The organism is Mycobacterium sp. (genome assembly GCF_035623875.1).
Lineage (GTDB): Bacteria > Actinomycetota > Actinomycetes > Mycobacteriales > Mycobacteriaceae > Mycobacterium.
In genome coordinates this window covers 18060-29946 of sequence record NZ_DASPSP010000016.1, presented here as the reverse complement: position 1 = coordinate 29946, position 11887 = coordinate 18060, and the positions used below count along the sequence as shown (strand labels likewise).

Below are 11887 nucleotides of genomic sequence, written 5' to 3'. Positions count from 1 at the left end.
GTCGCGCTTGATCCCAATTCTGCGGTGCCGATTCGCGTGGCAAGTCCTACCCGCCGGGTTCCCTCAGGGGGTCGGGACCGGCAGCCCCGGCAAGACTGCGGCCGGCGCAGCAGCGGCCGGCGCAGCCGCAGCTGCGGCCGGATTGGCGCCCTGCATAGCCTGCTTCAGCCCCGGCATCACCAGGCCCTTGAGCAGGTCGATGGCCTGGCCGGCGCCCAGTTGGTTGGCCGCGCTCATCATGTCGCTGACCAGTCCGCCGCTACCACCTCCACCCGACGGCGCAGCGCCGAGCGATGGATCGCCGAGGATCGGGTAGGTGCCGCCGGCGCCCGGGTCCAAGCCGATCGGGTCGCTGATCGGAAATTCGCTCGGATTCGCCAGCGCGCCGGGGCTGGCCACCGATGGATCGAAGCCGGCCGGGTTAGTCAGCCCGGGTGTCAGGCCGCCCGGGCTGGTCAGCGAGGGATTGGTCAGGCCTGGAGTTGCGCCCGGGGTCAGGCCTGGAGTTGCGCCCGGGGTCAGGCCCGGCGTCGTGCCCGGGGTCATGCCCGGCGTCAGGCCCGGCGTCGTGCCCGGGGTGAGGCCGGGGCTGGTGAGGCCTGGCGAGGTCAGACCCGGCGAGGTCAGACCCGGCGAGGTGAGACCGGGGCTGGTGAGGCCTGGCGATGTCAGACCCGGCGAGGTCAGACCGGGGCTGGTGAGGCCTGGCGTGGTCAGGTCCGGTGACGTGAGGCCCGGCGAGGTGAGCCCGGGGCTGGTAGTACCGGTCAGGCTCGGCACTGGCGGGAGGTTGACCCCGAATTGCGACAGACCCTGCGACAGCGCGTTCATCAACTCGCCGGGCAAGTCGGTCATCCCCGCGGCCTGGACGAACTCACGGTGTTGGGGCGCGGGTTTGGTGTCGGTCAGCAGGCCGCTGACGGCCACATAAGCAAATGGACTCGCGACCGCCAGAGCGGCGACTGCGCTCGTGGCTGTCGAGAGCCTGCGTCGACGTCGGTTCGGCACGGAAGTCTCCTCAATCTAGACTGTGTCGTCTCGGTGTCATGCGCGCTCAGCACGCGCAAGGTGCCTTGAAGAGTGCTACTTCGGGCACATGATCGATGGTACTGACGTGATTACTGTGACTAGAGTGGCGAGATCGAATCGTGAGCCAATCGCGACCTTCGTCACCAAAATGCGCTCGATCGTCAGCCGCGGCGCTGGTATCCACGCCGCCGGCGAACGCCCCACCCAGAACACCCCGGCCGAACGCCGCCGCCAAGCGGGCTATGGTCGCGCGGTCGGATACCCTAGGCAACCGATGACCACTCGTTTCGACCTTTTTGTCGTCGGCTCCGGATTTTTCGGCCTGACGATTGCCGAACGCGTGGCCAGCCAGCTCGGCAAGCGCGTGCTCGTCGTCGAAAAGCGCCCGCATATCGGCGGAAACGCCTACTCCGAGGCTGAGCCGCAAACCGGCATCGAGGTGCATAAGTACGGCGCGCATCTCTTCCACACCTCGAACCAGCGAGTGTGGGATTACGTGCGGCAGTTCACCGAGTTCACCGGCTACCAGCATCGCGTCTTCGCCATGCACGACGGGCAGGCCTACCAATTCCCGATGGGACTCGGACTGGTGTCCCAGTTCTTTGGCCGCTACTTCAGCCCCGAACAGGCGCGAAAGCTCATTGCCGAGCAGGCCGCCGAGATCGACACCGCCGACGCCCAGAATCTCGAAGAGAAGGCCATCTCGCTGATCGGTCGTCCGCTCTACGAGGCGTTCGTCAAGGGCTACACCGCCAAACAGTGGCAGACCGACCCCAAAGAGTTGCCCGCGGCCAACATCACCCGGCTGCCGGTGCGCTACACCTTCGACAACCGTTACTTCAACGACACTTACGAGGGTCTGCCGGTCAATGGCTACACCGCCTGGCTGCAGAACATGGCCGCCAATGACCGCATCGAGGTCCGGCTGGACACCGACTGGTTCGACGTGCGGGACAGCCTGCGGGCGGAAAGCCCGGACGCGCCGGTCGTCTACACCGGCCCGCTGGACCGCTATTTCAACTACGCGGACGGCCATCTAGGTTGGCGCACTTTGGATTTCGAGGTCGAGGTGCTGCCGATCGGCGATTTCCAGGGCACACCGGTGATGAACTACAACGACATCGACGTGCCGTTTACCCGCATCCACGAGTTTCGCCATTTCCACCCTGAGCGGGAATACCCGACCGACAAGACGGTGATCATGCGGGAGTACTCCCGATTCGCCGAGCATGACGACGAGCCCTATTACCCGATCAACACCGAGGCCGACCGCACCGTGCTGGCCGCCTACCGGGCCAGGGCCAAAGATGAAACCGCCTCGGCGAAGGTGCTTTTCGGCGGGCGCCTCGGCACCTATCAGTATCTCGACATGCACATGGCCATTGCCAGCGCACTGAACATGTACGACAACACCCTGGCGCCGCACCTGCGTGACGGTGCAGCTCTCGAAGATCGGCCGGCTTGCCCCCGCGAGCGGGAGGGATCCCCACGGTCGGGTAGGGGAGTACCCCCACCCCAGGACGCACCGCGGCCTGCATCATCGCCGGCCCAAGACCAGAACAACAGAGGAACCATCCGCGGATGACAAAGACCACCGGCGACGATGCAGCCAGGGCCACGGCCAATGCGGCTGCCCCGCACACAGAAGACGGGCAATCCGGTAAAGCCGTGAGCCTGCTGGCCCGCGTCATCCTGCCGCGTCCCGGCGAGCCACTCGACGTGCGAAAGCTCTACCTGGAGGAGTCGACGACCAACTCCCGTCGCGCCCACGCGATCAACCGCACGTCCCTGCAGATCGGCGCCGAGTCCGAGGTGTCGTTCGCCACCTATTTCAATGCCTTCCCGGCCAGTTACTGGCGACGGTGGACGACGTGCACGTCGGTTGTGCTGCGAGCCGAGGTGACCGGGTCCGGTCGCGTCGACGTCTACCGGACCAAGGCCACCGGCGCGCGGATCTTCGTCGAAGGACGCGAATTCGCCAGCGCCGGCGAGCAGCCGGTAAGGGTCGAGTTCCAGGTGGCACTGGCGCCGTTCGAAGACGGCGGGTGGATCTGGTTCGACATAACCACCGAGAGCAAGGTCACGCTGGGTAGCGCCGGGTGGTACTCCGACAAGCCCGCGCCCGGAGTCGCGAACGTCGCCGTTGGCATCCCGACCTTCAACCGACCGAACGATTGTGTCAACGCGCTGCGTGACCTCACCTTAGATCCATTGGTGGACGGGATAATCGGTGCAGTGATTGTGCCCGACCAGGGCACGTCCAAGGTGCGCGATCACCCCGATTTCGCCGCCGCCGCCGCGCCACTTGGTGATCGGCTTTCCATCCACGACCAGCCCAACCTCGGCGGCTCCGGCGGATACAGCCGGGTGATGTACGAGTCGCTGAAAAACACTGACTGCCAGCAGATCCTGTTCATGGACGACGATATTCAGCTGGAGCCCGACACCATTCTGCGGGTGCTGGCGATGCACCGCTTCGCCAAGACGCCGATGCTGGTGGGTGGCCAGATGCTCAACCTGCAGGAGCCGTCGCACCTGCACATCATGGGCGAGGTGGTCGACCGGTCGAACTTCATGTGGACGGCCGCGCCGTATACCAAATACGACCACGACTTCGCCGAATACCCGTTGAGCGACAACAGCCCTCGCAGCCAACTGCTGCATCGGCGTATCGACGTCGACTACAACGGCTGGTGGACGTGCATGATCCCGCGGCAGGTCGCCGAGGAGCTGGGCCAGCCGTTGCCGCTGTTCATCAAGTGGGACGACGCCGATTACGGGTTACGCGCCGCCGAGCATGGCTATCCCACCGCCACGTTGCCCGGTGCGGCGATCTGGCACATGGCATGGAGCGACAAGGACGACGCAATCGACTGGCAGGCTTATTTCCACCTACGCAACCGGCTGGTGGTCGCGGCCATGCACTGGGACGGTGACGTATCCGGACTGGTCCGCAGCCACCTCAAGGCGACGCTCAAACACCTTTCCTGCCTTGAGTATTCGACAGTAGCCATTCAGAACAGGGCTATCGACGACTTCCTCGCCGGGCCCGAGCACATTTTCTCGATACTGGAAACCGCGCTGCCCGACGTGCACGCGATGCGCAAGGCCTACCCGGACGCGGTGGTGTTGCCGTCGTCCGACGAGTTGCCGGCGCCCTCGGAGCGTAACCGCGAGATGAAGCCGCCGGTGCACCCGCTGGCCGTTGGGTACCGACTGGCCCGCGGGACGCTCCATCAGCTGAAGCGGGTAGACCCGACGCACCATCGGCGCCCCCAGCTCAACGTGCCAACTCAAGACGCCCGGTGGTTCCGGCTGTCCACGCTGGACGGCGCCACCGTCACGACCGCCGACGGCCGTGGCGCCGTCTACCGGCAACGGGACCGAGCCAAGATGTTCACGCTGCTGTGGCAGTCGCTGCGGCGACAACGGCAACTTCTCAGCCGCTTCGACGAGATGCGCCGCATCTACCGCGCGGCGCTGCCGGTGCTGTCCAGCAAGGAGAAATGGGAGACGGTGCTGCTGGCGGTCCCGTCGGCCCACGACAACGTGTCCGGCAATGGCCGACATCGCGGCTGAATCGGCACCGCCACGCGGCGAAGTGGCTGTACTGGTAGCGGTTCAATCCGCGTTGGCCGGGCGTCCGGGGGCGCTGGCGGCGGCGCGGGCCCTCTCCTATTTCGGCGAGCACAGCATCGGCTGGCTCGCGATATCGGCGATTGGTGCGATTCTGCAGCCGGCGCGGCGGCGAGCCTGGCTGGTGGCCGGCGCCGGGGCCGTCGCCGCGCACGCGGCCGCCGTGCTGATCAAGCGAGTGGTGCGGCGTCCGCGGCCGCACCATCCGGCGGTCGCGGTCAACGTCGGCACACCGAGCAGCCTGAGCTTCCCGTCGGCGCACGCCACCTCGACCACAGCGGCGTCCATCCTGCTGGCCCGTGCCACCGGAGCACCGCTGCCTGTCATGCTGGTGCCGCCGATGGCGCTCTCGCGGGTGTTGCTCGGCGTGCACTATCCCAGCGACGTGGCAACCGGCGTGGTCGTCGGCGCCGTCGTCGCGGCCATTGCCGCTCGAATCGGCGGGCCATTGGCACGCTCGGCGACGATGCGGGCCGTCAAGCCGGCACGAGGTGGGGGCACCTCCCGCTTGCGGGGGAGAGACGGGCGATTGACACCAGCGGGTGGAGCGAGCGAATGAGCGAGGACGTCAAAGACGAAGTGTCGGTGACCCGACCGCCGACCAACCTGCTTGTCGGCGTGATTAAGGCGATGCGCCCGCGGCAATGGGTGAAAAACGTCTTGGTGTTGCTCGCGCCGCTGGCCGCCTGGAGCGCCGATGGCCACTACGACTACGTCAAAGTGCTTTTCCAGGTGGCGGTCGCTTTCGTGGTGTTCTGCCTGGCGGCCTCGGCCACATACCTGGTCAACGACGTCCGCGACGTCGAGGCCGACCGCCAGCACCCCACCAAGCAGTTCCGGCCGATTGCCGCCGGTGTGGTGCCCGTGTGGCTGGCCTACACGCTGGCGGCGGTGCTGGCGACAGCTTCGCTGGTGATCGGGTGGTTGCTCACTCCCAATCTGGCGTTGGTGGCGGCGGTATACCTGGCCATCCAACTGGCATATTGCTTCGGCCTCAAACACCAAGCGGTGATTGACATTTGCATCGTCTCGTCGGGGTTTTTGATCCGGGCCATCGCCGGCGGCGCCGCCGCGAGTATCCATCTGTCGCAATGGTTTTTGCTGACGATGGCGTTCGGGTCGCTGTTCATGGCGGCGGGCAAGCGCTACGCCGAGCTGCAACTGGCCGAGCGCACCGGCGCCAGCATCCGCAAGTCGCTGGAGAGCTACACCAGCACCTACCTGCGCTTCGTCTGGACGATGTCGGCCACCGCGGTGGTGGTGTGCTACGGGCTGTGGGCTTTCGAGCGCGACCACGGCAGGGCCGGCTGGTTCGCGGTGTCGATGGTGCCGTTCACGATCGCGATCCTGCGGTATGCGGTGGACGTTGACGGCGGCCTGGCCGGAGAGCCCGAGGACATCGCGCTGCGCGACCGGGTGCTGCAGATACTGTTCTTGGCCTTGATCGGAACCGTGGGTGCTGCGGTTATCCTCGGCTGACGTGGCCGCCAAGATCCCGGCCCCGTCGCGCCGGCCGGCGGCCGCGGCGGTAGGCCGGCCGTCGTTCCCGTACGACACGACAGTCCGGGTCAGTCTCTGGGTGGGTGTGGCCGTGGTCGCCGTGTTGTTCGGGTGGGGTGCCTGGCAGCGGCGCTGGATCTCCGACGACGGCCTGATCGTCTTGCGCACTGTGCGTAACCTGTTGGCCGGCAACGGCCCGGTGTTCAACAAGGGCGAGCGGGTGGAGGCCAACACCTCGGTGGTGTGGACCTATCTGATGTATGCGGGCAGCTGGCTGAACTGGCCGATGCGCATGGAGTATGTGGCCCTGGTGTTGGCTCTGCTGCTCAGCTTGGCGGGGCTGGCGATGCTGATGTTGGGCACCGGCCGACTGTTCGCGCCCGGCCTGCTGGGCCGTCGGGCGGTCATGCTGCCGGCCGGCGCGCTGGTCTACATCGCGGTCCCGCCGGCGCGTGACTTCGCTACCTCAGGCCTGGAGAGCGGGCTGGTAATGGCCTACCTCGGGCTGCTCTGGTGGATGATGGTCTGCTGGTCGCAGGCGATGCGGGTGCGCCCGTCCGGGCGATGGTTCATCGGCGCGCTAGCCTTTGTCGCCGGGTGCAGTGTGTTGGTGCGCCCCGAGCTGGCTCTGGTCGGCGGCCTGGCGCTGATCATGATGCTGATCGCAGCTAAAGGCCGGCGGCGCCGAGTGCTGATCGTGGTGGCCGGCGGGCTGCTTCCGGTGACTTACCAGATCTTCCGGATGGGCTACTACGCGCTGCTGTTCCCCGGGACCGCGCTGGCCAAGGATGCGGCGGGCGACAAATGGTCAAAGGGCGTGATCTATCTGTCGAACTTCAACCGGCCCTACGCGCTGTGGGTGCCGGCGGTGTTGCTGGTGGCGCTGGCTCTGGTGCTGCTGGGCGGCGGGAGCCGGCCCTGGTGGACTCATCACGCACCGCCACGCGGGCACGGGCCGCTGGCCCGGTCGGTGCAGAGCCCTGCCGCCGTCGTGGTATTCATCCTCGTCAGCGGACTGCTGCAAGCGCTGTACTGGATCCGGCAGGGCGGGGATTTCATGCACGGCCGAGTTCTGCTGGCACCGCTGCTGTGTTTGCTCGCGCCGGTGGCGGTGGTGCCGGTGGTGTTTCCCGACGGAACCCGGCTGTCCCGGGAGGCCGGCTACTGGCTGGCCGGTGCCGTCAGCGCGCTGTGGATGGCGGTCGCGGGCTGGTCGCTGTGGGCGGCCAATTCGCCCGGAATGGGCGACGACGCCACCCGGGTCACCTACTCGGGCATCGTCGACGAGCGCCGCTTTTATTCGCAGGCGACGGGTCACGCCCGTCCGCTGACGGCCGCCGACTACCTGGATTACCCGCGGATGCGTGCGGTGCTGGTGGCGCTCAACAACACGCCACAAGGGGCCTTGCTGCTGCCGTCCGGCAATTACGATCAGTGGGACCTAGTCCCGCCCATCCCGCCGGAATCGCGGCCGAACACGCCGCCGCCCCCGCCCGGCCCACCTGGCCCACCCCGCGGGGCTGATAAAGGGCCGCACACAGTGTTTTTCACCAACCTCGGGATGTTGGGCATGAATGTCGGGCTGGATGTCCGGGTGATCGACCAAATCGGATTGGCCAACCCGATAGCCGCTCACACCGCCCGCTTGCAGCACGGCCGGATCGGCCACGACAAGAACCTGTTCCCCGACTGGGTAATCGCCGACGGGCCCTGGGTGAAGTGGTATCCCGGCGTTCCGGGATACCTCGACGCGCAGTGGGTCGCCCAGGCCGAGGCGGCCCTGCGATGTCCGGCGACCCAGTCGATGCTGAATTCGGTGCGTGCTCCGATGGGTTTTCATCGGTTTGTGTCGAACTTCGTGCACTCCTATGAATTCACCAAGTACCGAATCGACCGAGTACCGCGCTACGAACTCATCCGATGCGGCCTGGCCGTGCCGGAGTCCGGCGGTGGCCCGTACACCGGTCTGCCGGCTACCGGGCCCTAGCCGGCTGTGGATTGTCGGCTGCGGCCGCGGATCGGCAGAGAATTTTTTGACGGGTATTCCGTCGGCACGCTGAGACCGCCATGACAACCGCCCCGAGCGGCGGCCAGCAACCCGGCGTATGTATTCTTACCGGCGTGCGACCGCTCGTCGGCACATTCACAGCGTGGTGATCCGCAGCCGAGTTGAGCGGGTCTTTCCGCGGCGTGGGGGCCGGTGAGGGACCCACTCCGAGGAGAAGACAGCCCCGAAGATGTGGTTGACTACTCGGGCACACTGCGCCGTACGCCTATCAACCTGGCGCATGCAGTCCGACCCACAGCTGTGGGCCCGACAAAGAATGAGGAAGCAAGAATGAGGCTTGTTGACAGGTTTCGCGGCGCGGCAAAGAGGATGCCGCGCCGGCTCGTAGTGGGAGCCGCCGCAGCGGCCCTGTTACCGGGGCTGATCGGCGCCGTGGGCCAGTCCGCGACCGCGGGTGCGTTCTCCCGGCCGGGTCTGCCCGTCGAGTACCTGCAGGTGCCGTCGGCGGCGATGGGCCGCAACATCAAGATCCAGTTCCAGAGCGGTGGGGCCAACTCGCCGGCCGTGTACCTGCTTGACGGCCTCCGCGCCCAAGACGACTTCAACGGCTGGGACATCAACACCCCCGCGTTCGAGTGGTACCTGCAGTCCGGTCTGTCGATCGTGATGCCGGTGGGTGGCCAGTCCAGCTGGTACACCGACTGGTACAGCCCGGCTTGCGGTAAGGCCGGTTGCCAGACCTACAAGTGGGAGACCTTCCTGACCAGCGAGCTGCCGCAGTACCTGGCTGCCAACAAGCAGGTCAAGTCCAACGGCAGCGCAGCTGTCGGCCTGTCGATGGCCGGAGCGTCGTCGCTGAACCTGGCGAATTACCACCCCGACCAGTTCATCGAGGTCGGCTCGTTCTCCGGTCTGATGGACCCCTCGCAGGGCATGGGACCGTCGCTGATCGGTCTGGCGATGGGTGACGCCGGCGGCTACAAGACCAAGGACATGTGGGGTCCGAAGGAGGACCCGGCCTGGGCCCGCAACGACCCACTGCTGAACGTCGGCAAGACCGTCGCCAACAACACTCGCGTCTGGATGTACTGCGGTAACGGCAAGCCGTCGGAACTCGGTGGCGACAACCTGCCGGCCAAGTTCCTCGAGGGCTTCGTGCGGACCAGCAACATCAAGTGGCAGAACGCCTACAACGCGGCCGGTGGCCACAACGCGGTGTTCAACTTCGACGCCAACGGCACGCACGACTGGCCGTACTGGGGTTCACAGCTGCACGCCATGTTGCCCGACTTGCAGCGGACGCTCGGTGCGACGCCGGGTGCGGGTCCTGGCCCGGGCGCGGCTCCGGGAGCTCCCGCGGCCTCTCCGACCGGCCAGCACACCTAAGGGTAGGAACAACACGACTAACGGCGACGACCTTGCGGGTCGTCGCCGTTAGTCATTTCCGGCGTCCGGGTTCTCACGGTGTGGTTAGCTACCTTGCGGGACGGAGGGGATCTGCGGGATGGTCTCTGGGTCGGTGGTCGAGCGACGAGTGAGGTCGGTATGAGAGGTCTGTCGATGCTGCTACGCCTACTGTGTGCCGCCGTGCTGACGATCGGGATCGGGGGCCCGGTAAGCATTGCCACCGTCAACGGCGGGTCGGCCCGCGCCGCGGGGTACGAGACGCTGATGGTGCCGTCGGGGGCGATGGGCCGTGACATCCCGGTGGCCTTCCTGGGCGGCGGACCGCACATGGTGGTTCTGCTGGATGCGTTCAATGCCGCGCCCGATGTCAGCAACTGGGTGACGGCCGGTAACGCGATGAACACCCTGGCCGGCAAGGGGATCTCGGTGGCGGCGCCAGCCGGCGGCGCGTTCAGTATGTACACCAACTGGGAGCAGGACGGCAGCAAGCAATGGGAGACGTTCCTGTCGAGCGAGTTGCCGGATTGGCTGGCCGCCAACAAAGGCCTGGCTCCGGGCGGCCACGCCGCGGTGGGCGCATCCCAGGGCGGATACGGCGCGATGGCCCTGGCCACGTTCCACCCCGACCGTTACGGCTACGCGGGTTCGCTGTCGGGCTTCCTATACCCGTCGAACACCACGACGAATGGTGCGATCCTGGCCGGGCTGCAGCAGTTCGGCGGCATCGACGGCAACGGCATGTGGGGCGCTCCACAGCTGGGTCGGTGGAAGTGGCACGATCCCTGGGTGCACGCCGCGTTGCTCGCGCAGAACAATTCCCGGATCTGGGTGTACAGCCCGTTGAACATGGGCGGTGATGCCGCCGCGATGATCGGCCAGGCCGGCGAGGCGATGGGCAACGCGCGGTTTTTCTACCAGCAGTACCGCAACGTCGGTGGGCACAACGGCCACTTCGACTTCCCCGGCGGCGGCAGCAACGACTGGGGCTCATGGAGCGGCCAGCTGGGCGCGATGTCCGGCGACATCGTCGGGGCGATCCGCTAGATCCCCGGAGCCGCCCGCTGTCACGAGCCTGGCGAACCGGGGCCGGGTGGTGCGACCCGGTACCGTACAAGGGTGCGGCAGACGTTACGGCTGTCTACTGTCGATTGAGCCGACTGTGCGACCGACCGACTCTCATAGCAGGAGACCATGGCTGTTAACTCGCGGCGCAATTCCCGGCGGAAGCGCCACCGCACCTTGGCGTTGATCGCCGCCTGCGCAACGGCGCTTGTGGTGGGGCTGGTCATCTACGCAGTGGTCGTCATCCTGCGGCAACCGAAAACCCCGCCGAGCGCCGTGCCGCCCAGCATCGCGCCGCCGACGGGCAGTTCGGCCAACCCGCACAAGCCGCGGCCGGCCTTTCAAGATGCCAGCTGCCCCGACGTACAACTCATCGCGGTTCCCGGCACCTGGGAATCGTCGTCACAGGACAATCCGCTCAACCCGGTCGAGTTCCCGAAGGCGTTGTTACTCAACGTCACTCGGCCGATCAGCGAGCAGTTCAACTCCAACCGGGTCGAGACGTACACCGTGCCCTACACCGCGCAGTTCCACAATCCGTTGAGCGGGGACACCCAAATGTCCTATAACGACAGCCGGGCCGAGGGCACCCGCGCCACGGTCAAGGCAATGACCGACATGAACACCAAGTGCCCGCTGACCAGCTATGTGCTGGTCGGCTTCTCCCAGGGCGCGGTGATCGCCGGCGACATTGCCAGCGATGTCGGCAACGGGCGCGGTCCGGTCGACGACGACCTGGTGGTCGGTGTGACGCTGATCGCCGATGGCCGCCGCCAGCCAGGCGTCGGCCAGGACATCGGACCCAATCCGCCGGGCGAGGGTGCCGAGATCACCCTGTCCGAGGTGCCGGTGCTGTCCGGCCTGGGTTTGACGATGACCGGCGCGCGGCCGGGCGGCTTCGGTGCGCTCAACAGCAAGACCAACGAGATCTGTGGGACCGGCGACCTGATCTGCGCTGCCCCGCCGGACGCGTTCAGCCTGGCCAACCTGCCCAGGACGCTGGATGTCCTGGCCGGCGGCGCCGGCCAGCCGGTTCACGCCCTGTATGCCACCACCCAGTTCTGGAGTCTGGACGGACAGCCGGCCACTGCGTGGGCCTTGAATTGGGCGCACGAGACGATCGGCGACGCGTCACACCCGAAACACGGTTAACAGCCAATACGACACGGCCCGGCTGCAACCAGACCGATGTCACAAGCGGTACCTTCGGATTTGGTTCGTGGCGCACCGCCCACTAACATTAAG

At 66.6% G+C, this 11887-nt stretch carries 8 protein-coding genes and 1 pseudogene; 8 read left to right on the top strand and 1 reads right to left on the bottom strand.

Annotation, left to right across the window (positions count from 1 at the left end):
- Nucleotides 1–63 precede the first annotated feature (63 nt).
- Nucleotides 64–1008, bottom strand: a complete 945-nt coding sequence (locus VEI45_RS01430) for a hypothetical protein (protein ID WP_324849400.1) — start codon at nt 1006–1008, stop codon at nt 64–66.
- A 295-nt stretch (nt 1009–1303) separates the two neighbouring features.
- Between VEI45_RS01430 and glf the strand changes: the two are divergent.
- The 8 genes and pseudogenes from glf to VEI45_RS01390 all read left to right on the top strand — a co-directional run.
- Nucleotides 1304–2476 (top strand): annotated as a pseudogene (gene glf / locus VEI45_RS01425) (UDP-galactopyranose mutase); the annotation flags it as partial.
- Between the two features lie 221 nt (nt 2477–2697).
- Nucleotides 2698–4608, top strand: coding sequence for a glycosyltransferase (locus VEI45_RS01420; RefSeq protein WP_324849479.1), 1911 nt, complete (start codon nt 2698–2700; stop codon nt 4606–4608).
- Nucleotides 4589–5224 carry a phosphatase PAP2 family protein gene (locus tag VEI45_RS01415; protein WP_324849398.1) on the top strand — a complete coding sequence of 212 codons (636 nt, stop codon included), beginning with the start codon at nt 4589–4591 and terminating at the stop codon, nt 5222–5224. Before VEI45_RS01420 ends, VEI45_RS01415 begins: the two co-directional genes overlap by 20 nt.
- Entirely contained in the window at nt 5221–6144 is a 924-nt protein-coding gene (locus VEI45_RS01410) for a decaprenyl-phosphate phosphoribosyltransferase (RefSeq protein WP_324849396.1), read from the top strand. Before VEI45_RS01415 ends, VEI45_RS01410 begins: the two co-directional genes overlap by 4 nt.
- Nucleotide 6145: 1 nt before the next feature.
- A complete protein-coding gene (gene zomB, locus VEI45_RS01405; RefSeq protein WP_414687374.1) occupies nt 6146–8152 on the top strand; it encodes a flagellar motor control protein ZomB in 2007 nt (668 codons plus the stop codon).
- A 351-nt stretch (nt 8153–8503) separates the two neighbouring features.
- On the top strand, nt 8504–9559 hold the full coding sequence (locus tag VEI45_RS01400) for an alpha/beta hydrolase family protein (protein ID WP_324849394.1): 1056 nt from the start codon (nt 8504–8506) through the stop codon (nt 9557–9559).
- Nucleotides 9560–9718: 159 nt separating this feature from the next.
- A complete protein-coding gene (locus tag VEI45_RS01395; RefSeq protein ID WP_324849392.1) occupies nt 9719–10624 on the top strand; it encodes an alpha/beta hydrolase family protein in 906 nt (301 codons plus the stop codon).
- A gap of 147 nt (nt 10625–10771) precedes the next feature.
- Entirely contained in the window at nt 10772–11794 is a 1023-nt protein-coding gene (locus VEI45_RS01390) for a cutinase family protein (RefSeq protein WP_324849391.1), read from the top strand.
- Nucleotides 11795–11887 lie beyond the last annotated feature (93 nt).